The following is a 24,665-nucleotide window of genomic DNA, read 5'->3' as shown; positions in this document are numbered from 1 at the left end:
GCCGCCGCGCCGGAATAGTCCGCCGTGTCGATGCCGTTTCCGCCGTCCAGCAGGTCGTTGCCCCCGCCGCCGGTCAGAAGGTCATTGTCATCACCGCCACGCAGGGTGTCGTTGAGGCGCCATCCGCTCAGGACGTCGTCTCCTGCTCCCCCGTCGAAATCGAGAGTGCCTGAGTTCGAGCTGAGCTCATGGAACCAGAAGACGTTTCGGCCCGCGCCGCCCACCGCGACGGTATCCCCGAAGAACTCGCCGTTCTCGAAGGCCGCTACGCTGATGGTCAAGCCGGGGTTGAAAGCGATCCGCGCCTCTCCGGTGGAGAAGTTGACGAAGGTGCCGCTCGCGAAGGACCGCAAGGTGTCCGTCCCGTCGCCGCCGATCAGTGTCGCCGCGCCCGACCCGGAGTAGGGCATGATGATCAGGTCGTTTCCATCACCGCCGTCCAGCGTGTCCGCCCCGCTGCTGCTGATCTCGTCGTCGCCGGCGCCTCCAAAGATCACATCGGCGCCGCTGCCGGTGGTGATCAGGTCATTCCCGTCCCCGGCGTCGATGCGAACACCGGCGTTCAGGAAGCCCAGGCTGAAGATGTCCAGGCCGCTCGTGCCGACAAGGATTTCGACGTTCGTCAGACGGTAGTTGGCGATGGAGATCGCCGCAATGCCGGTATCGTAGCTCCAGAACGCGACCGGACCGATGCCAATCCGGCTGAAATCGAAGGTGTCCGATCCCGCACCGCCGTCGAACGTGGTCTGCGGCGGAGAAGGGGAACCCATGGTGACGGAGGTGGCGATCAGGGTGTCGTCGCCATCCTGTCCGTTGACGGTATCCACTCCCGAACCCGCATCGATGACATCGGCGCCGCCGCCGGCGTTGATGATGTCATCGCCTCCGCCCGCATAGATGAGATCGACGCCGCCGGTCCCGGCGATGGTGTCGCCGTTCGCCGTGCCGTTGATCGTGTTGGGCAGGGGATTGCCCGACAGGTCGAACAGGCCGTTGGAGAAGAGCAGGCGCTCGATCCCGGTCAGGGTGTCCACGCCGTCCGGCCCGCTGACGGTGGTCACGCCGCCGGTGGTTGACACTGTATAGGCCGAGGAGAGACCGGTGAAGACGGCCGTATCCAAGCCCTGGCCGCCGGCGATGGTGTCGTTGCCCTGTCCGCCGGTGATTACGTCATCGCCGACGCCGCCGTCGATGGAGTCGAAGCCTGCCGTGCCGACGAGGGCATCGGCGCCCGACGTGCCGTTGATGACATTCGCGACAGGCGCACCGTTGAGATCGAACAGGCCGTCGGAAAACCGCAGCCGCTCCACGCCGCGTAGGGTGTCCACCTGATTGTAGGTCGCCGTGTCGGTGACGGTCGTGACGCCGTTCGGGCCGCTCGCGATGACGTAGTTGGACCTGGACCCGCCGTACACGGCGACATCCAGGCCATCGCCGCCGTCCAGAATGTCGTCGCCGAAGCCGCCGTCCAGGACGTCATCCCCGTCGCCGCCGACCAGGGTATCGTTGCCGTTGTCGCCACTGAGCCGGTCGCGGCCGCCGAAGCCCATCAGCAGATTGGGCCCCACGATGGTCCCGGTGAGCACGTCATCGAACGCGCTGCCGAAGAGATCGTCGATCCATTCGAGGCGGTCCATGCCCTGGCCGGTGTCCTGAGGCCCGAAGATCCGGAGATCGACGGTCACGCCGCGGGTGGCGGAGCGGTAGTCGGCGACGTCACCGCCCGAAACGTACTGGCCGTTGACGTAGGTTGATTGGGGCCAGTCGCCGCCCTGGCCTCCGTCAAGGCGGTCGTCGCCCTCGCCTCCGGCCAGAATGTCATTGCCGGCCCCGCCCTGGAGGTCGTCGTTGCCGGCGCCGCCGTTCAGGACGTCGTCGCCGTTCCAGGACTGCATGACATCGTCGCCGGCCGTGCCGTTGAACACGTCGTTCCCGCTCGTGCCGCTGAACATCTGTCCGGGCGTGACCAGCGGGTTGTAGCCGAAGTTGGCGGCGGAGAAGTCGGTCCGCACGGTGCTGACGAAGGTGATCAGCGTGATCCAGCCGTGCGCGTTCCCGCTCGCGTCGCGGTCCACCTGCAACAGGACGTCGCCGCCCTCCTGGACCAGGCGGGCGAAGCCGATCTGGAAGGGGTTGTAGCCGTTCCACTGGATGAGGGAGGCGGTCAGCATCGGCTCCCAGCTGAGGATGTCGCCGCCCGCTCCGGCGGTGAAGTCGGTGAATCGGATCGTCGGGCTCGGGTTCTCGAGCCGGCCCATGTAGACGGTGTCCCCCCCGGCGCCGGTCGCGATGGTCAGGTCGCCGTAGAGGAATCCCTGCAGGTAGATCCGGTCATTGCCCGCGCCGCCGTCCAGCAGGGCTGAAAATCCTGGGTCGCCGATGATGCTGAGTTCGTCCGCGCCATCTCCGCCGAACAGTTGGACGCGGTCCGTGGAGCCGCCCCAACGCGAGACCGAAATGGTGTCGTTGCCGTCGCCGCCCATCAGGATGTCGTTGCCGCCGCCCTCGCCGGGGTTGCCCAGATCTGACAGCTGGTCGTCTCCGGCGCCGCCGTCGACGATGTCGTCCCCCATGCCGCCGTTCAGCCTGTCGTTCCCCGCCCCACCATCGAGCCGGTCGTTGCTGTTGCGGCCCTGCAGGAAGTCATCGCCGTCGAGGCCCGACATGATGTCTTCGCCGTTGGTCCCGATCAATTGATCCACGCCGGCGGTGCCCATGAACGTCTGGCCGGGGATGCCGCCGCCGTTGGGGTCGTAGCCGCTGAAATTCCACGCGGTGAGGCTGGAGGCGAGGGTGGAGCGGAAGGTGAGGACGGTGTAGCCCGCCTGGGCACCGGTCGCGCCGTCCAGATCGATCGACAGCACCGTGTCGGCGCCGACCTGGGTCAGCTTCAGGTGGCCGCTCGCGAAGGGGTTGCCGCCGTTCCAGCCGATGAAGAGCTGGGTCAGCTTGAAGGTCGGACTGTCCCAGACGATCCGGTCGCCGCCGATGCCGCCGGTGAAATCGGTGACGACCATCTGGCCGCCCCAGGTCGGGTTCAGGACAGAGAAATCGAGGATGTCGGCGCCGGAGCCGGTGACGATCTCCACGCTTCCGGCGACGGCCCAGATACGGAACACGTCGGAACCGGCGCCGCCATCCAGCACGGCGGTGCTGGCGTTGAAGACATAGTAGTCAAGCAGGTCGTTCCCGTCGCCGCCCTCGGCCCTCAGGACGGAGACCGGCGAACGCTCGGGCCGCCAGAAGTGAAGGGTGTCGTTTCCACCCATGCCGCGCAGGATGTCGTCGCCGCCGAGCTCGTCATTGATGATGTCGGCGTCGCTCCCCCCGGTCAGGGTGTCGGAGCCGGCGGTTCCCGTGATCGTCGGCATCTGTCTTCCCCCAGGGCTCTGCAGGCCCGAACCCGACCGGGGATACGACGCGCACGCGAACAGTCCCCAACTGAGCGTAGAGGTTAATTAGGGCCTAAAGGACAAGCAAGCGCCTGACCGGCTGTCGCGTTGCCGCGCCGCCGAGCCGCCGCCGCTGCGCGCGGAGGCGCGGCGGCGGAAAAGCGCAGTCTTACCGCCCGAACTTCTGGAACTTGATCCGGTGCGGGATCAGGCTCTCAACGCCGAGGCGGCGCTTCTTGTCTTCCTCATAGGCCTCGAAATTCCCTTCGAACCATTCGACGTGGCTGTCGCCCTCGAAGGCCAGGATGTGGGTCGCCAGACGGTCCAGGAACCAGCGATCGTGGGAGATGACCACGGCGCAGCCGGCGAAGCCTTCCAGGGCCTCCTCGAGGTTCTGCAGGGTCTCGATGTCCAGGTCGTTCGTCGGTTCGTCGAGGAGGATCAGGTTGCCGCCCGAAGCCAGGGTCTTGGCCAGGTGGACGCGGTTGCGCTCACCGCCGGACAGTTGGCCGACCTTCTTCTGCTGGTCGCCGCCCTTGAAGTTGAAGCTGCCGACATAGGCGCGCGAGTTAATCTCGCGCTTGCCGACCATCATGATGTCGGTGCCGCCCGAGATGGCCTGCCAGATGGTCTCGTCCGGCTTCAGGTCGTCGCGCGACTGGTCGACATAGGCCAGCTTGACGGTTTCGCCGACCTTGATCGTGCCCCCGTCGGGCTGTTCCTGGCCGGTGATCAGCTTGAACATCGTCGACTTGCCGGCGCCGTTCGGGCCGATCACCCCGACGATGCCGTTGGGCGGCAGCTTGAAGGTCAGGTTGTCGAACAGGACCTTGTCGCCATACGACTTCTGCAGGCCCTCGACCTCCAGCACGACGTTGCCCAGGCGCGGGCCCGGCGGGATCTGGATGACGGCGTGGGTCTGAGCGCCGCGCATGCTCTCCTGCTCGTCGACCATCCGCTCATAGGCGGCCAGACGGGCCTTGGACTTGGCTTGACGGGCCTTGGCGCCCGAGCGGACCCATTCCAGTTCGCGGGTCAGGGCGCGCTGGCGGGCTTCGGATTCCGACTGCTCCTGCACGACGCGCTTGGTCTTGGCTTCCAGCCACGAGGAGTAATTGCCCTCGTGCGGGTGGCCCTTGCCGCGGTCCAGCTCCAGCGTCCACTTGGTCACCAGATCGAGGAAGTAGCGATCGTGGGTGACCAGGATCACGCAGCCGGGGAAGTTTTCCAGGTGGTGCTGCAGCCAGGCGACGGATTCGGCGTCCAGGTGGTTGGTCGGTTCGTCGAGCAGCAGCATGTCCGGCTTGCTGAGCAGCAGGCGGGCCAGGGCCACGCGGCGCTTCTCACCGCCCGACAGGTTGGTGACTTCCCAGTCGTCCGGCGGACAGCGCAGGGCGTCCATGGCCATTTCGATGCGGCTGTCGATGTCCCAGACATCGCCGGCGTCGATCTTCTCCTGGAGGGCGGTCATCTCCTCCATCAGCTCGTCGGAGTAGTTCTCGGCCATCTCCATGGCGATCGCGTTGAAGCGGTTGACCCACTGCTTCTCTTCGCACCAGGACTCGACGTTCTCGCGGACGTTCAGGGCGGGATCCAACTGGGGCTCCTGCTCCAGGTAACCGCGCTTGATGCCGTCGGCGGCCTTGGCCTCGCCGGAGAATTCCTTGTCCAGCCCGGCCATGATCTTCAGCAGGGTGGACTTACCCGAGCCGTTGACCCCGACCACGCCGATCTTGGCGTCGTTGTAGAAGCTCAGCCAGATGTTCTCGAAGATCTTCTTGCCGCCGGGAAAGGCCTTGGTCAGGCCCTGCATCTGGAAAATATATTGCTGCGCCATGAGGTGCGGTGCGCCCTGTCGTCTGATCGGATGGGGAGGTTGGCGCGGGATGTAGCCGCCACGCCGCTTCAGGGCAAATGACTAGCGGACGGGCAGGGCGGTTTGATGGCCGCGGCCTGCATCCATCTGATCACCTGGCGGCCTCTCTGCCGTACGCCTCGCTGTCGGGGCCGAGGGAGCATCCATGCGTTCGAATCTCGCCGCAACGGCCCTTGCGGCCGCGATCCTGCTTGTCCTGCCGGCCGCGGCCGGAGCGCAGGACCGCGCCGCCTTCCCCGCCGCCATGGACGCCTTCGCGCGCCGGGCGCTGGCGCGGACCGAGGCCGTGCCGGGCATGGCCGTGGCCGTCGTGGACCAGAACGGCGCGATCTACACCGGAGGCGTCGGCGTGGCGGATGTCGCGAGCGGCGCGCCGGTGGACGCGGACACGCGGTTCTACATCGCCTCGGCGACCAAATCCTTCACCGCCCTGGCCATCGCGGCGATGGCGGGACGGGGCGAGGTCGATCTGGAGGCGCCGCTGGCCGCGTGGTCGCCGGACTCCGGCGTGCCCGCCGACATCGCCGGGCGGATCACCCTGACCGACCTGCTCAGCCATCGGTCGGGCGTCGAGAACGGGCCGATCGCCTTCCGCGCCGCCTTCTCCGGCGACTGGACCCCGGCGCTCATGTGGGACCTGACCGCGCAGACCCGACCGGTGGAGGACGGCGGCTACGGGACGTTCGACTATACCAACTCGGGCTACAACCTGGCCACGGTCTTGCTGGAGCATGAACGGGGCCGCGACTGGCGCGCGCTGGTGCAGGGCGAGGTCCTGACGCCGCTGGGCATGACCGACACCACGGCCTTCATCGACGAGGCGCGGACCGAGGGTCACACCGTCGCCGCCGGCCATTTCGGGCGTCTCTCCGGACAGCCGGAGCGGTCATATCTGCAAAAGACCGACGCCACGATGCAGTCGGCGGGCGGGCTGGTCTCCACGGCGCACGACATGGCCATCTGGCTGGAGGCGCAGGTGACGGACGGAACGGTCGGCGGCGGCCGCGTCCTGCCCGCCGGCCTCATCGCGTCCACCCATGCGTCCCGCGTGGCGCAGGAGACGACCTTCGGTCCCTATGTCCGCACCGGCTACGGCCTGGGCTGGCAGGTCGGGCGATACGGCGACGACGTCCTGATCCACCATTTCGGCAATTTCTCGGGCTCGCGGGCCCACGTCTCCTTCATGCCGGAGCGTCATCTGGGCGTGGCCGTGATGGTCAACGAGGACGCCTTCGCGGGCGAACTGGCCGACCTGGTCGCCAACTACGCCTATGACTGGTTCGCGAACCTGCGGGATGTGGACGCCGTCTATGACGCGAAGCTGGCCGAGCTGGTTGTCCGCAGGGACCGGCGGCGCGAGGGGATCGCCGGCAACCTGGCCGCCCGCGCACAGCGGCCCCGCACGCTGAGCCTTCCGAACGCCGCCTATGTCGGCGATTACGTCAGCCCGGCCTACGGGACCCTGAGCGTGCGCGAGGACGGCGACCGCCTGCGGCTGACCATCGGCGTGCAGTCGGCGGTGGCCGAGAACTTCACCGATCCGGAAAGCCTGCGGGTCGAACTGACACCCTACACCGGCCAGGGCGTCACCTTCCGACTCGGCGCCGACGGACGCCCCGTGTCGCTGGATTACGACGGCGACATCTACACGCGGCGCTGACGCGGTGCTTGGGGCTTTGCAGGCGCCGCCGTCAGGTCGCGACGTGACGGGCGCCGCGACGGATGACGACCCCGCCCACAACCAGGGCCAGGCCGGCGCCCATCAGGAACATCGAGACGGCGCCGCCCCCGATCTCGCTGTTGTTCGCCGCGCTGATGGATCTGGCTGCGGATGTTGCGTCCGTCGCAGTGGTCGCGGTGGCGAAAGCGACCTGTTTGCATTGAGCGATCAGATCCGCATCGGCCCCACGTTCGGCCATTGAAGCCTCGCAAGCCTGTCTCAGGCCTGGATCGGCCGTCGGCGGACCACCCGTGAAATGCATCCACCCGCCGACAATGATCAGGATGACCCCAAGCGCGATCAGAACGAGCGGATTTTTCTTCAAGAGAACCCCCTATTGCGGCGACTTTGAACGAAGGCCGCCGCGGTCGGATCGGTTCCCCGAAAGCGCTACGTCTGCGCCGGCAGGAGGGCCATCAGGGCGCGGGTGAAGCCGACCGGGGCGACGGTCAGATGATCCTCGTCCCCCAGCACCGCCGACTGGACCCGAAGGCCCGGATAGGCACGGGATTTCAGGGTCCGTTCCATGGTCCGCACGTCCCCGACCATGTCGGCGTCCGTCGTATGGCGGGGGCCGGGGCCGGGAGTCTCATAGGCGCCGATATACATGAAGACCTCGGCCGGCAGGTCGCGGTGGGTGCGGGCGTATTCGGCCTCCATCGTCATGATGTGCCGCCGGTCGAACCAGAAGGACGGACTGCCCAGCACATAGCCGTGGAACAGCGCCGGATCGGTGAACAGGACCTGGGCGCCGAGCAGGGCGCCGTAGGAGTGGCCCAGCAGGACCCGGCGCGCGGGATCGGCGCGGAACCGGTTCTCGATGAAGGGCAGAGCCTGCGTCTTCAAATAGGTCTGGTAGGCCGAGCCGCCGCCATGGACGGTCGACCTGGCGCGCCGAGGCCCGTTCGGGGTCGGCGTATAGTCGCGGTTACGGCTGGCCACCGGGTTGTCCCCCCGCGCATAGGACAGGCCGACCAAGATGAACTCCTCGATCACCGGGCCGTCGAGGTTCACCCGCCGCGCGATCTGGCGAATGATGGGGAAGGCGTAGTCGGCGTCAGTGACGTACAGCACCGGATAGCGGCGTCCGGGGCTGGTCTCGTAGCTGGCGGGCAGGCTGACGAAGACCTCGTAATCGCGGCCCGAGACCGGATCGGGCACGGTCCAGACCTGGGTGCCCGCCAACACATAGGGCGCGCCTTCAGCGCGGGCGGGCGTTTCCGCCGACTGGGCGTCAGCCTTTTCCGTGCAGGCGGCGACGGACGCCGCCAGCAGGATCATCGCCAGACCGAACGCCTTCATCGCTAACTCCCTCGAAGCTTCACTGCGAGGGAGCCTAGGGCGGAATGTGGCGATGAGGGGGCCGCCGGCCCCCTCATCCTCCGATCAGGCGCCGATGCCGCCGTCGACCAGGATGCTGGTTCCGGTGATGTAGGCGGCGCCCGGACCGGCGAGGAAGGCGACCGCCGAGGCGATGTCCTGCGGTTGGCCGAAGCGCCCGAGGGCGGTGCCCGCCAGCAGTCCGGCGGCGTTGGGACCGTCGGCAGGGTTCATGTCGGTGTCGGTGGCGCCCGGCTTGACCAGATTGACGGTGATCCCGCGCGGCCCCAGCTCGCGAGAAAGGCCCAGGGTGAAGGCCTGCAGCGCCGACTTGGTGGCCGAATAGACGGTCACGCCGGGGAAGGGCACGCGGTCGGCCAGCACGCTGCTGATCGAGATCACGCGACCGCCTTCGCCGAGGTGGGGCAGGGCGGCCTGGGTCGTCAGCATGACGCCGCGGATGTTGACGTTCAGCAGGGCGTCGATCTCCTCGGCCGACTGGTCAGCGAACATCGTGCCGCCCGCGATGCCGGCGTTGTTCACGACGATGTCGAGGCCGCCCAGTCCGGCGACCGCGCCTTCGACGGCCTTCTGCGGTCCATCGGTTGAGCCGGAGTCGGCCTGCAGGACGACGGCCTTGCGGCCAAGGGCGCGGATCTCGGCGGCGACGGCTTCGGCCTTGTTGGCGGACTTCTCATAGGTGATGGCGACATCGGCGCCGTCGGCGGCCAGCTGACGGGCGATGGCGGCGCCGATGCCGCGGCTGGCGCCGGTGACGAGGGCGCGTTTTCCGGCGAGGGGGAGAGAGGCGGTCATGTTCTGGTTCCATTCTGTAACGACTGCTACAGAACGCCAGATGGAAAGCTTGCCTGCCGTCGTCAAGGGATTATGTATCGCTCGTTAGAAAAAGAGGTCCGAAAGACGCCATGGCCGGCCGTCCCCGCAGTTTCGATCGTGATGAAGCCCTGTCCCGCGCCCTCGAGGTGTTCTGGACCAAGGGCTATGCGGACGCGTCCATGACCGACCTGACCGGGGCCATGGGGATCAACGCCCCCAGCCTCTACGCCGCCTTCGGCAGCAAGGAGGCGCTCTTCCGCGAAGCCGTGCGGCTCTACACCGACACCCAGGGCGCGGCCCTGTGGGCTTCGATGACCGAGGCCGCGACGGCGCGCGACGCCATCGGGGGGCTGCTGCTGGCCACGGCGATGGCTAGCGGAGAGTGCGACCAGCCGAAGGGTTGTCTGCTGGCGATCTCGAGCGCCAACCTCGACGCCCTGCCGAAGGGCGCCTGCGACGATGTGGCGGCGATCCGAAAGGATGCGTTCGCGACGATGCGAGACCGGCTGAGCGCCGGTCAGGCGGCGGGCGAGATCGCACCGGACGCCGATCTGACCGCCATGGCCGCCTTCTTCGCCACGGTCCAGCAGGGCATGACCTTCCGGTCCCGCGAGGGGGCGACGGCGGACGAACTGGCCGGAACCGCCCGCGCCGCCATGCTGGCCTGGGACGGACTGGCGGGGCTTACGCGTAGTTGAAGCTGATCGAGATGCGCTCGGACTTGGCGGCGTTGGTCGGCACCTCGTGGCGCAGCCAGCTTTCCCACATCAGCACCGTCCCGGCCTTGGGGGCCAGGTAGATGAAGGGCTGTTCGGCCTCGGACGCGTCAGGGCGGACTCCGGGGCGAGCCATCATCATCGGCAGACGCGGATCTTCCAGCTTCAGGGCCGAGGCGCCGTCCGGGACCTCGACATAGACGGTGCCCGACAGGAAGGCGTGAGGGTGGATGTGCCCCGTGTGACCGCCGCCGGGCTTGAGGATGTTGACCCACAGATTGTCCAGTCGCGGCTTGCGCGCCAGATCGAAATTCAGAGCCTTGGCATAGGCTTGCGCGTGCTTGTCGAGATGCCGCTTCAGCTCGCCGAACTCCGGCAGCCGCACCGGCAGGTCGGTCAGGGAGCCGTAGGAGGTGTAGCCGCGATAGCCGTGCTCCTTGCACCACTGGCGTCCCGCCATGTCCTCGGCCGCGAGCATCCGGCAGGCGTCGGCCAGCTCAGCGTTGAAGGCCGCGAAGCCGGTGGAGGCGGCGAGCGAGGCCTCATAGACCTGGGTGACGAAGAGGGGGCGCAGGGACATGGCGGTGGCATAGCCGCTAGGGCCGATCAGCGAAAGCGGAGGAGGGGCTGTCCGAGCGTCGGCCCCTCCGGTTCGCTCGATGCGTGCGGACCTCAACCTGACGTTATTGTGATTGGGACGGCTCAGCTTGCTGTCTGAACCTCCGTCGGCCCATTCGGGGCAAGGAGGAAAACCATGCTGAAAATCGCCTTGGCCGTCACCTCGATCGTGTTCCTGGCGGGCGCCGCTCCGGCGCCCCTGACCGGGGGCGCGCCCCAAAGCGCGTATACGCAGACCCGAGTGACCGGCCCCGGAGACGGCAACTGGGACTACAGCAGCCCCTACGAAATGTGTTTGCGCAATTTCGGCTGTGAGAAATACGGCGACGGCTCGATCGGCTGCTCGCAGGACTGGCATTTCCGCGTCTGCGCTGACGTCGGCTGACCCCATCCCGTTCGGTCGCCGGGGGAGGTCCGCCTGGGGCGGGCGTCCACCCGGCGGCCCTTCAGGCGGCCCGGTTTCGGCCGGTCACCATTCCAGCCCCGCTTCGCCCCGCAGCACAGCCTCAGCCTCCGCCGTATGCTTGGCTCCGTCGCGCGCATGCAACACCAGCGGGGGCAGCAACCGCAGCGGCGCCTTGCCGGTCTTGATGGCCTGCACCAGGACGCGTTTGGCCGGTTCGTCTGCGAAGGCGTGGATCGGGCGGATCGCGAACGACCCCGCCGTCTCACCCAGGCCCGCCAGCAGATCGGCCAGACGGTCGGCGCGGTGGATGACCACGATCCGGCCGCCCTCGCGCACGGACTTCAGCAGGAAGCGGGTCCAGGCGCCCAGGCCGTCGTCGGCCATCCAGGCGCCTGACTTGCCGGGAGAGGGCGCGCGCAGGGCGCCCGGATCATCGAAAAAGGGCGGGTTGGACACCGCGCGGTCGAACACCGGCAGGTCCAGGGCGCGGAACCCCTGGGCGATGTCGCCTTCGACGATCGTGGTCTCGGCCCCGTTCAGAATCGCGTTTCGCCGGGCCAGCGCCGCCATGGCCGGATCCCGCTCCAGCCCGGTCAGGGCCACGCCGGGGCGCCGCGCCGCGATCTGCATCAGCACGGCGCCCGCGCCGCAGCCGGCCTCGATCACCCGCTCGCCGGGTGCGGCGTCGCAGGCGGCGGCCAGCAGGGCGGCGTCCATTCCGGCGCGATAGCCCTTCGCGGGCTGGAGGAATCGCACGCGACCGCCGAGAAGGGCGTTCTCGACGATTTCCGATGACGATTCAGTGGCGGATGCGACGGTCACGCGGCTTGACCCCTGTTGACCCGATCACCATTGTGCGCCGCATCGCCGCCGGGCAAGGCGGCGGCTGGATTTTCAGGCGCGATCCTCCTCCCGCGCCGTTCCCGAAGAGTATTCCGTTGGACGCTGTCACCGTCGCCGAGTCCCGTCGCAAGGGAGAGGTCGAGCCCTTGATCCGGCTCGCGCGCGACGACATGGCGGTGGTCGACGCCTTGATCGTCGAGCGGATGCAGTCCGACGTTCCGGTCATCCCGATGCTGGCCGACCACATCGTGGCGGCGGGCGGCAAGCGCCTGCGCCCGTTGCTGACCGTGGCCGCCGCGCGCGCCGTCGGCGCGCCGAACGGCATGGAGGCCGCCGTCCGCCTGGCCGCCTCGGTCGAATTCATCCACACCGCCACCCTGTTGCACGACGACATCGTCGACGCCTCGGATCTGCGCCGGGGCAAGGTGGCCGCTCACCTGATCTGGGGCGCCCCCTCCAGCGTGCTGGTCGGCGACTTCCTGTTCGCCCGCGCCTTCGAACTGATGGTCGAGACCGGCCAGATGCGGGCCCTGGGCATCCTGGCCCGGGCGTCCAGCGTCATCTCCGAGGGCGAGGTGCTGCAGCTGACCCGCGCCCACGACCTGGGGCTGGATCAGGACACCTATCTGCAGATCATCTCGGCCAAGACCGCCGAACTGTTCGCCGCCGCCGCGGAATCGGGCGCGGTGGGGGCCGGCGCCGACGAGACGGCGGTCCAGGCCCTGCGCGCCTACGGTCTGAACCTCGGCCTGGCCTTCCAGCTGGCCGACGATGCGCTGGACTACGGCGGCCAGGCCGCGGATCTGGGCAAGAACACCGGGGACGACTTCCGCGAAGGCAAGGTCACCCTGCCGCTGCTGCTGGCCGCCGCCCGCACCAAGGGCCACGACGACGGCTTCTGGGAGCGCACCATCAACAAGGGCGAGCGCCACGAGGACGACTTCAAGCGCGCCCGCGAGCTGGTGGTCGGCGCGGGGGCGGTCGGCGCGACCCTGGACGTGGCCTGGGACTACGCCGACCTGGCCAAGGCCGCGCTGGCGCCGTTGGCGGACAGCGAGTGGAAGACCGCGCTGGAGCTGTTGGCTGATTTCGCCGTCAGCCGGGTCGCGTAAGGCTTGTTCCGCACCGCTACGGACTATTTCACCCCGCCACGGCTGTGCTAGAGCGCTGCAACCGGTCGGGGTGAGTCTTCGTTAGAAGGCTTGCGCCGCCGTCGCCGTCGTCATACGGCAAGGATTGAGACAACAGCCGCCATGGCGGCATCAGAAGGCAGAGACACCATGTCCGACACCCTGGAACGCGTCCGTAAGATCGTTATCGACCACCTGGACGCCGATCCGGACAAGGTCACTGAAAAGGCCAGCTTCATCGACGACCTGGGCGCCGACTCGCTCGACAACGTCGAACTGGTCATGGCCTTCGAGGAAGAGTTCGACATCGAGATCCCGGATGACGCCGCCGAGCACATCCAGACCGTTGGCGACGCCGTGAAGTTCATCGACGAGAAGCTGGCGGGCTAAGGCTCACCAGCCGTTTCGTACGGCATCGAAAAGCCGCCGCGACGCTGAAGGGCGTCACGGCGGCTTTTCTGCGTCTGGGCGAACCTGGACGGCCGACCTGACGGCGTTCGCGTATCGCGGCGAACGCCGTCAGGCCGCCATTCGTCTCAGACGACCGGGAAGGTCGGCGGCGCCAGGGTCAGGTGGGTGTCGCTCACCGGCTGCTCACTGAAGAACTTGACCAGCAGGGGCGTCACGTCCGGGTGAGCTTCGAAGACGTTGTGGCCGGCGTTCTCGACCACCACCCGCGTCTTGTTCTGGAACTGGGCGATCACCTCGGCCTGTTCCTCCAGCGGGGTGCGGCCGTCGAGGGTGCCCGCGACCAGAAGGGCCGGGGTCTCGATCTCGATCGAGGCCCGGAAGTCGTCACCCAGGTCGACACCGGGGATGGCGCCCAGCAGGTGCGGCATGGGAATGTTGAAGGCGTCACCCAGAACCGCCGTCTTCGCCTCTTCGGTGATCATCGCCAGGCGGGCGGGCGTGATGCCCGACGCGAGGTCCATCGCCTCCGGCATGCCGGAGATGCTGAAGTAGCGATGCGGCGGCGGGAACAACGGCGCCAGGACGTCGGTCTTCCCGGCGTCGAGCGCCAGGTAGATTTTCGGCAGCATGGTCAGCTGCGGCGGATTGGCGACCAGGGCGGAGGCCATCAGCTGCACCCCGAAGCCGCCCATCTGGACGTCGACCGTGCCGCTTTCGGCGGGCATGGTCACCGTCGCCGGGTCGGCCTCCAGCCGCTCATGCACGCGGCGCATCAGGGCCGGCATGTTCGGGATCGCCGCGCGAACGGCGGGGTCCGTCCCCATCAGGCGATCGACGCGGTCCAGGAACATGTCGATGTGCGCGGGCCGTTTGACGGTCTGGTCCTGACCTTCAAGGCTGGCCAGGGCGACGCGGCCGATCGAGTTCGGATACCGTTTGAGCACCGACAGGGCCAGGTGGGTGCCGTAGCTGATGCCCCACAGATTGACCTTCTCCGCACCCAGGTGAATGCGCAGGTCCTCGATGTCGTCGGCGTTCTGCTCGGTGTTGTAGCCGGTCATGGCGATGCCGGCGCGGGTCCAGTCGATCCAGGCCTTCTGCATCTCCTCCCGGTACCAGGCGGTCATGCCGGCATGGGTCAGGGCGGGGTAGGGCGTGGTGTTGGCCCGGTCGGGAATGCTGGACGACAGGCCGGTGCCGCGCTGGTCGAAGGCGATGACGTCGGCCACCGCTCTCAGGGCCATGAAGATCGGGAACCGCGGGCCCATCGCGGTGCGCACGCCCGATCCGCCGGGGCCGCCGGCCAGATAGACGATGGGCGCGCCCGGGTTCGGTGAGGTCGAGGGGAAGCGCACATAGCCAAGGCGGATGCGACGCGAACCGGGGATGCGCCGATCCTCGGGTACCTCGAAATAGCTGCGGACGGCGTCGGTCTCTTCGCCGTTTCCGGCCTTGTAGCGGAAGGGGCCGGCGGGCTCCTGCGCATGGGCTTTCCAGGGAAACGTCAGGGCGGGCACGGCGAGGCCTGCGGCGGCGAGGATGGAGCGGCGGTTCAGGGATGTGTAGGTCATGACGACGGTTGAAGCAGGGTTCTCGAGCGGCTGGGGCGTGCTTCGGCGAATGGCGCGTCTGCATCGGCGAACGGCAGCGCTCTCCGGCGAATGGCGATAGGGTCCGCGCCATGTGGCGGATTCTCTTCATCGCGATTCTTCTGGCTTCGGTCTCGACGGCGCTGCGGGCCCAGGAACGGCCCGCCGAATTGGCGTGGCAGGCGTGCCGAGGCGCGCCCGGCGTCGCCGCGCCGGTCCTTCAGGACTGTCGTCCCGTCGAGGGCGTGATCGACCCGCAGGGGCGGGAGCTCTGGCTTCGCGCGGTCGTGCGGCGGCCGGCGGGCGATGATCCCGTCGCCCTCTATGTCGTCGGCGTCGCCTCCTCGCAGGTCTGGCTCAATGGCCAGACGCTGGGCGCGAATGGACGACCGGGTGATTCCCCCGCGTCGGAGACGGCGGGGCGGTACGAGGCGGCCTTCGCGATCCCCGAACGGATGTGGGTCCCCGGAGACAATGTCGTGACGATCCGCATGTCGTCCTTCCATGGTCTGGTGCGTCTGGACGGCCCCATCGCGGCGATCCTGGTGGCGCCCTATCCTTGGCCGTCTCGCGCGATCCCGCTGGCGATCGCCTTCCTGGCGGCGGGGGCCCTGTTCGCCGCCGCCTTCGGCTTCGGCGTCATCCACATCCTGCGCCGGACGGGGTCCAGCCTGGCGCTGGCGGCCATGGCCGGGGTCGCCGGTCTGCAGGCGATCCTGGAGAGCCTGCGGGTGCTGATCCCCTACGCCTATCCCGTCCACGGTCTGCGGCTGGTGGGCATCTGGGTTCTGACCGCCGTCTTCGCGGTGCTGCTGGCGACCTATGTGGTGTCGCGCTTCCAGCCCCAGGCGCGGCGCCCGGTGGTCGCGCTGGCGGTGGCGGCGGTGGCGGCGACCTGCTTTGCTCCCGGATTCGACAGTAAGACCGTGCTGGCCCTGATGGCCGGAGTGGTGCTGTCCACCGCGGTAGCCGCTTTCGCCGTCTATCGCCGCATGCCGGGCGCGCGCCTGACCCTGGCCTATCTCGCCGTCTTCCTGGCGATCTGCGCGCTGTTCCCCGGCTGGGTCGTCGACCTGTCCTACTTCCTGTTCGCCGTCGGTCTGGTGCTGACGCTGCTGATGACCGAGGTCGTGCGGCTCGGCCGCGACGATCAGGAGCGCGAGGTCGCCCTGACCCGCGCCGCCGCCCGTCCGAACTGCCTGACGGTGGCGTCCTCACGCGGTGTCGAGCGCGTGCCGCTGGAGGACATCGTGGCCATCGTCGGGGCGGACGACTATGTCGAACTGCGGCTGACGGGCGGCCGGCGGTTGCTGCACGCCGCCCGCCTCGACCGGCTGGAAGAGGACCTGCCGGCCAGCTTCCTACGGGTCCACCGTTCGGTGATCGCCAACCTGGCCCATGTCCGCGGCTTCGAGCGGGACGGCGGCCGGAGCCGGCTGCTGATGGACGAAAGCACGCCCCTGCCCATCAGCCGAAACCGCCTCCCGACCGTCCGCGAGGCGCTGGACGAACCTGAATTGCTCTAGGTCGACCAGGCCAGCGGCGCCTCAGTCCTGGCCGGCCAGCTGTGCGATCCAGCGCTCGAGGCCGGCGGTGTCGGTCAGGGCGCCTGTCCAGGCGTGTCGGGGAACGGCGGTCTGGTTGTTGGCGCGCGCGCGGTTCCGATAGACCTTCATCGGCACATAGGCGGTGGCGCGTCCGCTGGGCAGCGGCACGTAGCGGATCTCCATGTACAGGGTGTCGGCGGAAGTCTCCTGTCCGACCTGAACCGCGCCCAGAGCGGTCAGGGTGTCGACCGCGTCTAGGCAGGCGGAGGCGCAGCCGTAGTCCGTCAGCACATAGACCTTCCCCGCGACCGGGTTCGCGGGCGCCGCTCCGCGCTTGGGTTCGGCATCGTCCGCTTCATGGAACAGGGGGCTGCCGGCGGCCATCGCCGCCGACATGCCGTCGATGAGCCGGTTCACATAGGCCAGGGTGTCGGGCTGGCTGCTGAACTGGGTCCGATACTCTTCCAGCTTGGCCAGGTTATCGGGCGAGGCGCGCCAGTCGATGCTGGAGGAGTCCGCGGTGTGCGCGTCGGCGTAGTCCGCCCCCCAGATCGTCCGCGCCAGGGTGCTGAGCCAGGTCGAGGATCCGCCGTTGTTGCCGCGCAGGTCGAAGACCAGGACGGGGGCGGCGCGCAGATCGGCGACCCGGGTTTCGGCCTCCGCGAGCAACGCCGTCAGCTTCTGGCCTTCGGGCGTGCGCGGGTCGGCGCCGAAATCGCCCAGTTCGATCCAGAGCCCGGCGTCCCATGGCCGGAGCGCCGTGGAGGCCGTGAACCTCTGGCCGCTCGCGGCTGCGATTCCGGCGTCGCGGTCGGCGGGGTCGAGCGGACGCCAGGACAGGGCATGGCGCGTGGTCCGGCCGTTGACGGTGAAGTCGCACCGCTCAGGGCGCCGGACATAGGGGTTGCCCGTATCGACCAGACTCCAGACCGCATGGCTGACCCGCGTAGAGCGCAGGGACCAGCGGCCTGCCTCGCGTCCGATCATTTCCTGGGCGAGGGCCTCGGCCGGGCGGCCGTCGCAGGAGACCAGCACCGCACCGACCGGGGGCGCGGCTGGATCGCGATTGAACGCCACCTCATAGTGATCGCCGCCGGGCGCCGACCGCAGTCCGACCAGGAAACCGGGCCAGTTGATGGGCGCCGGCGCCGGGTTGTCCTTGATGTCCTTCAGGGCCAGATGGCCGTCATTGAAGGCAGCCGCGTACTCGGCCAGCGCGGCGCGCCAGGCGGAATAGCTGTCGGCGGTGCGAGCGCGGTCGAGGGCGAGGGTTAGCCCTTCTTCCAGCGAGGCGTTGAAGGCCGGGTTCTGGTCGTCGACCGGTCCCGGGTGGTTTTCGGCGACCAGGTCGTGGAACGCCTTGGCGTCCTCGCGCAAGGCCTGGCCCCATGAGGCGGGCTCCGTTCCATCCTGGGCCAAGGTCGACTGGGGCGCCGCGAGGCCGAGCCCGAACAGGATGGTTATGATCGCAAGTCGCATGAACGCCCCTCAACTGAGGTCAAAGGGTGAAACGGCGATGGTCGCTGGGCTACTTAACTTTCGGTCATGCCGCGGCGAAGGTGCCCGCCTTCGTCGACTTCGGTCGTCACAAATCGAAGCCAAGCCTGATTTGAGACTCGCGGCGAACCCGGCTTCACCAGAGCGGCGTTCTGGAGGTGAAACATGGCGTTGTTCTCGGGGCTTTCAGCCTTTCCCATCACACCGATGACGCCGGAGGGCGGCGTCATCGTCCCCGATCTTCAGCGGCTCGTGCGCCGGATCGAGGCGGGCGGGGCCGATTCAATCGGCCTGTTGGGCAGCACGGGGACCTATATGTTCCTCAGCCGCGATGAGCGGCGTCGGGCCGTGGCGGCGGCCGTCGAGGCGGCGGGGTCGGTCCCTGTCATGGTGGGGGTGGGCGCGCTGCGGACGGATGAGGCGGAAGCCGTTGCGCGCGACGCGGCCGCGGAAGGGGCCGCGTGCCTCCTGCTGGCGCCGGTCAGCTACAACCCGCTCACGGAGGAGGAGGTCTTCCAGCATTTCGTCGCCGTGGCCATGGCCAGCGATCTGCCGCTCTGCATCTACAGCAACCCGGGAACCACGAACTTCACTTTTAGTCCCGAATTCGTCGCGAGACTGACGGCGATTCCCGCGGTGGCCGCCATCAAGCTTCCCCTCCCGTCGTCCCGCGACATGGCGGCGGACCTGGCGGCTTTCCGCCAGGCGGCGCCGGGCCTGTCCGTGGGCTACAGCGGCGACTGGGGGTGCAAGGAGGCGCTGCTGGCGGGAGCGGACTGCTGGTACAGCGTGGCCGCCGGCCTGTTTTCGGAGCCTGTCGCGGCCTTGGCGGCGGCGGCGATGAGGGGCGATCGCGCGGTCGCGGAGCGTCGCGACGCCGACTTCGCCGGCCTGTGGAACCTGTTCCGCGCGCATGGCGGCCTCAGGGTGATGTATGCCGCAGCGAACATGCTGGGGCTCACCGAGGCCCAGCCGCCGCGGCCGCTGCTCCCGCTGATGGAGGACGTGAGGAGACGGCTGGCCTCGGCCCTGCCTGCCGGAGCCGCCGACGTCTGACGGCGCGCGACCGCTCCGGTCAACCAATTCCTTCCCCGCCTAGCGGTGCAGCCTTCGCCTCACTATTGTCCTGCGCGAGATTCACTGTGAAGGAACGCAGGAATGCGTCGTGTCGTCGTTACCGGCCTTGGCCTCCTGACCCCGCTCGGCTGGGGTGTAGAGCACACCTGGAAAGGGATCGTGGAAGGCCGGTCCGGCATCGGGCCCATCACGGCGTTCGACACCGAGGGGTACGGCTGCACCATCGCCGGCGAGATTCCGTCGGTGGACGGGCGCGGCGGCGGCGTGGCGGGCGAGCCCGGCGTCTTCGACCATGAGAAGATCATGTCGCCCAAGGATCGCAAGCGGGTCGACGATTTCATCGTCTACGCCATCGCCGCGGCCGACGAGGCGCTGGCCGACGCGAACTGGAAGCCGGAAACCGACGAGCAGAAAGAGCGGACCGGGGTGATGGTCGGCTCGGGCATCGGCGGTCTGGGTCCCATCGCGGACACCGCCATCATCCTGAAGGAACAGGGCCCGCGCCGGGTCAGCCCCTTCTTCATCCCGATGTCGCTGATCAACCTGACCTCGGGCCAGATCTCGATCCGCCACGGACTGAAAGGGCCGAACCACTCGGTCGTGACGGCCTGCGCCACCGGCGCGCACGCCATCGGCGACGCGGCCCGGATGATCGCGCTGGACGACGCCGACGTGATGGTCGCGGGCGGGGCGGAAAGCTCCATCGTGCCGATCGGCATCGCCGGCTTCCTGGCGTGTAAAGCGCTGTGCACCGCCTTCAACGACACGCCCGAGAAGGCCAGCCGTCCCTACGACAAGGACCACGCCGGCTTCATCATGGGCGAAGGCGCCGGCATCATGGTGCTGGAGGAGTACGAGCACGCCAAGGCGCGCGGCGCGAAGATCTACGCCGAGGTCGTGGGCTATGGCATGAGCGGCGACGCCTATCACATTACAGCCCCGTCCGAGGACGGGGAGGGCGGCCTGCGGGCCATGAAGGCGGCGCTGAAGCGCGCGGGCCTGCAGCCCTCGGACCTCGACTACGTCAACGCCCACGGCACCTCGACCATGGCGGACTGGATCGAGCTGAAGGCCATCGAGGGTCTGGTCGGCGATCACGCCAAGGATCTGGCGGTGTCCTCGACCAAGTCGATGACCGGCCACCTGCTGGGCGCCGCGGGCGCCATCGAGAGCATCTTCTCGGTGCTGGCCATCCGCGACCAGATCGCGCCGCCGACCATCAACCTGGACAATCCGGAGATGGAGACGCCCATCGACCTGGTGCCGCACAAGGGCAAGCCGATGAAGATCGATGTCGCCATGTCCAACAGCTTCGGCTTCGGCGGCACCAACGCCTCGGTCATCTTCAAGAAGGTGTCCTGAGTGTTCCGTCGGGGGGTGGAGAAGGGATCACCGGGCCGCAAGACGGCCTTCCTGGCCGCCTCGGCGACCTTCAGCCTGTTCCTGATCGCGGCCCTGGTGGCGGCGTGGAGCGTCTTCTACGCCCCCGGGCCGACGGCGCGGGAAGGGGATACGACCGTCGTGACCCTGCCCAGCGGGGCCGGGGTCAGCGCCATCGCCGCCAATCTGAAGGCGGCGGGGGTGATCCGCTCGACCGACATGTTCAAGGCCGCCGCCAGCCTGACCGGCGCCGACCGCCGCCTGCGCGCGGGAGAGTATGAGGTGCCGTCCAGGGCCTCGCTGCGCTCGGTCCTGACCCTGCTGGTCTCGGGCAAGGTGGTGCGCCACTACGTGACCCTGCCCGAAGGCTGGAGCTCGGCCCAGGCGGTCGACATCCTGATGCGTCAGCCGATCCTCGACGGCGCCGTGGACGCCGTGCCCGAGGAGGGCAGTCTGTGGCCCGACACCTATGAGGTGTCGCGCGGCGAGACCCGGGCCTCGGTGATCGCGCGCATGCAGCGGGCGCACGACGACAACATGACCCGGCTGTGGGCCACGCGCGGTCCCAACAGCGTGGTCCGCACCCCGGAAGAGGCGCTGATCCTGGCCTCCATCGTCGAGAAGGAGACCGGCGTCGCGGCCGAACGGCCCCGTGTCGCGGCGGTGTTCTCGAACCGTCTGCGAGCCGGCATGCGGCTGGAGAGCGACCCGACCATCGTCTACGGCATCACCAAGGGCCGTCCGCTGGGCCGCGGCCTGCGCCGGTCCGAGATCGACCAGCACACCGACTGGAACACCTACCAGATCGACGGCCTGCCTCCGACGCCCATCGCCAATCCGGGCCGTGACGCCATCGCGGCGGTGCTGAACCCGCCACAGAGCGGCGACCTGTTCTTCGTCGCCGACGGCAGCGGCGGACACGCCTTCGCCCGGACCTATGACGAGCATCTGGCCAATGTCGCCCGCTGGCGCGCCATCGAACGCCGCCGTCAGGGCCTGCCGCCCGAACCGGCGGCGCCCGTCCTGCCGCACGCCACGCCCAACGGCCTGCCTCCGGGCGTCGAGGTCCCGCCCGGCGCCCAGGTGATCCGCGTGCCCCAGCAACCGGCGGCCGCTCAGTGAGCCGCCTTTCCGGAATGACCGGCTTCGGCCGCGCCGATGGGGCGGAGGGGGATTGGAGCTGGTCGGTCGAGGCCCGCTCGGTCAACGGCCGCAATCTGGAGGTCCGTTTCCGCGGCCCCCCGGGCTTCGACAATCTGGAACGTCTGGCCAAGGCTTCGGGTCAGGCGCGCCTCAACCGGGGTCAGGTCACCCTGGGCGTGCAGGCCAAACGGGCCGAGCCCGGCGCCGCCGCGCTGAAGGTCAACGAGGACATCCTGGCCCGCTATCTGCAGCTGGCCAATCAGCTGGCCGAGGACGGCGCCACGCCCCCTTCGGCCGACGGCCTGCTCAGCCTGCGCGGCGTGCTGGAGGCCCCTGAGGAGGCCGACGACGCCGAGGCCCGCGCGGCGGTGGAGGCGAAGATCGCCGCCAGCATCGACGCCGCCATCGACGCCCTGAAGCTGTCACGCGAGCGGGAGGGCGAACAGCTCGCCCCGGTCATCACCGGCTTCATCGACCGCATCGAGACCCTCGTCACCGAGGCCGAGACCGAGGCCGGCGCCCAGGTGGCGGCCATCCGCGAGCGGTTCACCCGCCGCATCACCGAACTGGCTCCCGACGCTCCGGGGCTGGAGGACCGCATCTTCCTGGAAGCCGCCGCCCTGGCGACCAAGGCGGACGTGCGCGAGGAGCTGGACCGGCTGGCCGCCCACGTCGCCTCGGCCCGCACCCTGTTGCAGCAACCCCCCGCCGGGCGGAAACTCGACTTCCTGATGCAGGAATTCATGAGGGAGGCGAACACCCTCTGCTCGAAATCGGCTACCACGCCGCTCACCGGAATCGGCCTTGAGCTGAAGGCGGTGATCGAACAGCTCCGCGAACAGGTCCAGAATGTCGAATGAACGTACGCCCCGTCGGGGTGTCCTCCTGATCGTCGCCAGCCCCTCGGGCGCCGGCAAGACGTCGCTCTGCCGCCGGCTGATGGCGGACCACAAGGGGCTGGAGCTGTCGGTCTCGATGACCACGCGCGGCATCCGTCCGGGCGAGGTCGCGGACCGCGACTACCACTTCGTCGACGACGCCGAGTTCCAGCGCCTGATCGACGCCGACGCCTTCCTGGAGTGGGCCGACGTCCACGGCGCCCGCTACGGCAGCCCGCGCGGCCCCATCGACCGCGCCCTGGCGGAGGGCCGCGACGTGCTGTTCGACATCGACTGGCAGGGCGCCCGCGACATCGCCGAGAAATGCCCCGGCGACGCCGTCCGCGTCTTCATCCTGCCGCCGAGCCTGGAAGAGCTGCGCCGCCGCCTGGTGACCCGCTCGCAGGACGCCGAGGAAGTCATCGAGCGCCGCATCCAGAACGCCAAGGGCGAGATCGAGCACTGCGGCCAGTTCGACTACGTCTTCGTCAACGACGACTTCGACCGGTCCTATGCGGAACTGGCGCATATCTACCACGCCGAACGCAGCAAGCGCGGCCGCAACACCTGGGTCGAGGCCTACAAGGACGCCCTGCTCAACGAGGCGGTTTGAGCCTCAGGCGCTGACGGCCTGGCTGGGCGTCACCAGCATGTTCGACAGTTTCTCGGCCAGTTCCGCCTGTTCGAACGGCTTGAGGATCAGTCTATCTTCCGGCGCCGAGGCGAGGGCGTCGGCGTCGGCGTAGCCGGTGGCGAACAGGATTGGCACGCCGGGACGGCGGCTCTGCATCTCTCGAGCGAGGTCCGCGCCGTTGAGACCGGGCATGGCGAAGTCCAGAACCACGGCGTCGATGTCCTCGCGATGCTCGAAAATCTCCAGCGCCGCGCCGCCGCTGCCCGCTTCGATAGCGGTGTAGCCGAGGTCTTCCAGATAGCCCGAGGTCACCTCGCGCACGGCCTCGTCGTCATCGACGACCAGAATGACGACGTGGTCGGCATGGGCCGCGGTCAGGTCCAGGTATCGGGACACGCTGGGGACCGGGGCGGAATCGGCGCGTGGCAGGAAGATCTTGATGGTCGTGCCTTGGCCCACCGCCGTTTCGATGGCGACGCCGCCGCCGGACTGTTTGGCGAGCCCGAAGACCTGGCTGAGCCCCAGGCCCGAACCCTTTCCGACGTCCTTGGTCGTGAAAAAGGGCTCGAACGCCCGGGCCAGCACCTCGTCGGTCATGCCGGAGCCGTTGTCGGTCACCGAGACCATGACGAACTGTCCCGCCGGGGGCGCTTCCGGAGATGTCGAGGCGGTAGTCTCCACATTCTCCGTCCGGATCAGCAGGGTGCCGCCGACATTCATGGCGTCGCGGGCGTTGATGGCCAGGTTCAGGATCACCAGCTCGAGCTGGGTCGGGTCGATCATGGCCGGCCAGAGGCTCTCGGCCAGTTCGGGCTCGAGGATCTGGACGCTGCCGCCGATGGTGCTCTGGAGCAAATCCCTCATGCTCCGGACCGTGTCGTTGAGATCGACGGCGCGAGGCTCAAGCTTCTGACGCCGCGAGAAGGCCAGCATCTGCGCGGTCAGGCGGGCGCCGCGCCGGGACGCTTCGCCCATCATGTCCAGGCGACGGATCAGGGCCGGATCGCTGACCCGCTTCTGCATCTGCTCCACATTGCCGATGACGACGGTCAGCAGGTTGTTGAAGTCATGGGCGACGCCCGAGGTCAGCTGGCCGACCGCTTCCAGCCGTTGCGCCTGACGCAGGGCGGTCTCGACTTTTTCACGCTCCGTGATCTGCGAGGCCAGTTGCCTGTTCGCGGCCTCAAGTTCGACCGTGCGTTCAGCGACCCGACGCTCCAGCAGGGCCTCGCCCTGACGGATGGCGGCGATAAGCTCGCGCGCCTCATACTGTCTCAGTCGCCCTCGCAGCGCGGTGCGCACGGCGCTGACGAGGGTGGTGGGGTGGAAAGGGCGCTCCAGGAAGCTGACGTTGCCGAGCGCCTCCGACAATCGCCGGGCCGCCGGATTGCGCTCGACGCTGCCGCCGCGCTGGGTCAGCAGCAGGAAGGGAAAGTCCGACCACGAGGGTTGCCGGTCGACCCAGCCGGACAGCGGGGCGATGTCGCTGTTGCGCAGGGCCTCGTCGGCGATGACCGCCAGGCCCGCGCCTTCCTCCATGCGCTGCTGAAGCGTCGCGAGATCGGGACAGGCGACGGCCGGCACTCCGGCCTCTTCCAGGATCGCGGCGGCGATGGCCCCGTCGCGCCCGTTGGGCGCGAGCACCAGGGCT

The 24,665-nt window shown here is 68.6% G+C and carries 20 protein-coding genes and 1 pseudogene; 11 read left to right on the top strand and 10 right to left on the bottom strand.

Annotation, left to right across the window (positions count from 1 at the left end; genetic code table 11):
- Positions 1-3,371: pseudogene (locus tag AC07NB_RS04755) on the bottom strand (hypothetical protein); the annotation flags it as partial.
- Between the two features lie 190 nt (positions 3,372-3,561).
- A complete protein-coding gene (ettA, locus tag AC07NB_RS04750) occupies positions 3,562-5,229 on the bottom strand; it encodes an energy-dependent translational throttle protein EttA (protein ID WP_492312889.1) in 1,668 nt (555 codons plus the stop codon).
- Positions 5,230-5,413: 184 nt separating this feature from the next.
- Here ettA and AC07NB_RS04745 point away from each other — a divergent pair, with 184 nt between their 5' ends.
- Positions 5,414-6,928, top strand: a complete 1,515-nt coding sequence (locus AC07NB_RS04745; RefSeq protein ID WP_494572528.1) for a serine hydrolase — start codon at positions 5,414-5,416, stop codon at positions 6,926-6,928.
- A gap of 31 nt (positions 6,929-6,959) precedes the next feature.
- On the opposite strand, the gene AC07NB_RS04740 is transcribed toward AC07NB_RS04745, so the two are convergent.
- The 3 genes from AC07NB_RS04740 to AC07NB_RS04730 all read right to left on the bottom strand — a co-directional run bounded on the left by AC07NB_RS04740 (position 6,960) and on the right by AC07NB_RS04730 (position 9,124).
- Positions 6,960-7,313: a hypothetical protein gene (locus AC07NB_RS04740; RefSeq protein WP_492312891.1), complete on the bottom strand. Its 354-nt coding sequence runs from the start codon at positions 7,311-7,313 to the stop codon at positions 6,960-6,962.
- 65 nt (positions 7,314-7,378) lie between these two features.
- Positions 7,379-8,290: an alpha/beta hydrolase gene (locus AC07NB_RS04735; RefSeq protein WP_494572526.1), complete on the bottom strand. Its 912-nt coding sequence runs from the start codon at positions 8,288-8,290 to the stop codon at positions 7,379-7,381.
- Between the two features lie 84 nt (positions 8,291-8,374).
- A complete protein-coding gene (locus AC07NB_RS04730; RefSeq protein WP_494572525.1) occupies positions 8,375-9,124 on the bottom strand; it encodes a 3-oxoacyl-ACP reductase family protein in 750 nt (249 codons plus the stop codon).
- Positions 9,125-9,234: 110 nt separating this feature from the next.
- Between AC07NB_RS04730 and AC07NB_RS04725 the strand changes: the two genes are divergently transcribed.
- The gene (locus AC07NB_RS04725; protein WP_494572524.1) at positions 9,235-9,843 is read left to right on the top strand and encodes a TetR/AcrR family transcriptional regulator; all 609 of its coding nucleotides are present in this window, start codon (positions 9,235-9,237) and stop codon (positions 9,841-9,843) included.
- Here the strand turns inward: AC07NB_RS04725 and AC07NB_RS04720 are convergent.
- On the bottom strand, positions 9,830-10,441 hold the full coding sequence (locus tag AC07NB_RS04720; RefSeq protein ID WP_494572523.1) for a TIGR02466 family protein: 612 nt from the start codon (positions 10,439-10,441) through the stop codon (positions 9,830-9,832). The genes AC07NB_RS04725 and AC07NB_RS04720 overlap by 14 nt on opposite strands.
- Before the next feature lie 174 nt (positions 10,442-10,615).
- Here AC07NB_RS04720 and AC07NB_RS04715 point away from each other — a divergent pair, with 174 nt between their 5' ends.
- Complete coding sequence (locus AC07NB_RS04715) at positions 10,616-10,864, top strand: hypothetical protein (RefSeq protein ID WP_494572522.1); 249 nt, start codon at positions 10,616-10,618, stop codon at positions 10,862-10,864.
- A gap of 84 nt (positions 10,865-10,948) precedes the next feature.
- Here AC07NB_RS04715 and AC07NB_RS04710 read toward each other — a convergent pair whose 3' ends face one another.
- The gene (locus AC07NB_RS04710) at positions 10,949-11,707 is read right to left on the bottom strand and encodes a tRNA1(Val) (adenine(37)-N6)-methyltransferase (protein WP_291841150.1); all 759 of its coding nucleotides are present in this window, start codon (positions 11,705-11,707) and stop codon (positions 10,949-10,951) included.
- A gap of 116 nt (positions 11,708-11,823) precedes the next feature.
- On the opposite strand from AC07NB_RS04710, the gene AC07NB_RS04705 reads away from it, so the two are divergent.
- The gene (locus AC07NB_RS04705; RefSeq protein ID WP_494572521.1) at positions 11,824-12,840 is read left to right on the top strand and encodes a polyprenyl synthetase family protein; all 1,017 of its coding nucleotides are present in this window, start codon (positions 11,824-11,826) and stop codon (positions 12,838-12,840) included.
- 168 nt (positions 12,841-13,008) lie between these two features.
- Positions 13,009-13,248 carry an acyl carrier protein gene (locus tag AC07NB_RS04700; RefSeq protein ID WP_092312098.1) on the top strand — a complete coding sequence of 80 codons (240 nt, stop codon included), beginning with the start codon at positions 13,009-13,011 and terminating at the stop codon, positions 13,246-13,248.
- Between the two features lie 146 nt (positions 13,249-13,394).
- Here the strand turns inward: AC07NB_RS04700 and AC07NB_RS04695 are convergent, their stop codons facing one another.
- Positions 13,395-14,840, bottom strand: a complete 1,446-nt coding sequence (locus tag AC07NB_RS04695) for an alpha/beta fold hydrolase (protein ID WP_494572520.1) — start codon at positions 14,838-14,840, stop codon at positions 13,395-13,397.
- 110 nt (positions 14,841-14,950) lie between these two features.
- On the opposite strand from AC07NB_RS04695, the gene AC07NB_RS04690 reads away from it, so the two are divergent.
- Positions 14,951-16,384: a LytR/AlgR family response regulator transcription factor gene (locus AC07NB_RS04690; protein WP_494572519.1), complete on the top strand. Its 1,434-nt coding sequence runs from the start codon at positions 14,951-14,953 to the stop codon at positions 16,382-16,384.
- 21 nt (positions 16,385-16,405) lie between these two features.
- Here AC07NB_RS04690 and AC07NB_RS04685 read toward each other — a convergent pair whose 3' ends face one another.
- Positions 16,406-17,884 (bottom strand): S41 family peptidase, encoded by a 1,479-nt coding sequence (locus tag AC07NB_RS04685; protein ID WP_494572518.1) that lies wholly within the window; start codon positions 17,882-17,884, stop codon positions 16,406-16,408.
- Positions 17,885-18,067: 183 nt separating this feature from the next.
- Between AC07NB_RS04685 and AC07NB_RS04680 the strand changes: the two genes are divergently transcribed.
- The 5 genes from AC07NB_RS04680 (at position 18,068) to gmk (ending at position 22,993) form a co-directional block, all read left to right on the top strand.
- Entirely contained in the window at positions 18,068-18,958 is an 891-nt protein-coding gene (locus tag AC07NB_RS04680) for a dihydrodipicolinate synthase family protein (RefSeq protein WP_494572517.1), read from the top strand.
- 102 nt (positions 18,959-19,060) lie between these two features.
- The gene (fabF, locus tag AC07NB_RS04675) at positions 19,061-20,341 is read left to right on the top strand and encodes a beta-ketoacyl-ACP synthase II (RefSeq protein WP_492312903.1); all 1,281 of its coding nucleotides are present in this window, start codon (positions 19,061-19,063) and stop codon (positions 20,339-20,341) included.
- Positions 20,342-21,481, top strand: a complete 1,140-nt coding sequence (gene mltG, locus AC07NB_RS04670) for an endolytic transglycosylase MltG (RefSeq protein ID WP_291837032.1) — start codon at positions 20,342-20,344, stop codon at positions 21,479-21,481.
- Between the two features lie 14 nt (positions 21,482-21,495).
- Positions 21,496-22,362, top strand: a complete 867-nt coding sequence (locus AC07NB_RS04665; RefSeq protein WP_494572529.1) for a YicC/YloC family endoribonuclease — start codon at positions 21,496-21,498, stop codon at positions 22,360-22,362.
- Positions 22,352-22,993 (top strand): guanylate kinase, encoded by a 642-nt coding sequence (gene gmk, locus AC07NB_RS04660; protein WP_492312905.1) that lies wholly within the window; start codon positions 22,352-22,354, stop codon positions 22,991-22,993. Before AC07NB_RS04665 ends, gmk begins: the two co-directional genes overlap by 11 nt.
- A gap of 3 nt (positions 22,994-22,996) precedes the next feature.
- Here gmk and AC07NB_RS04655 read toward each other — a convergent pair whose 3' ends face one another.
- Positions 22,997-24,658 (bottom strand): response regulator, encoded by a 1,662-nt coding sequence (locus tag AC07NB_RS04655; RefSeq protein WP_494572516.1) that lies wholly within the window; start codon positions 24,656-24,658, stop codon positions 22,997-22,999.
- Positions 24,659-24,665: the final 7 nt, after the last annotated feature.

Source organism: Brevundimonas sp. GW821-FHT09G01, from assembly GCF_059416065.1.
This window is presented reverse-complemented; position numbering and strand designations above follow the sequence as displayed.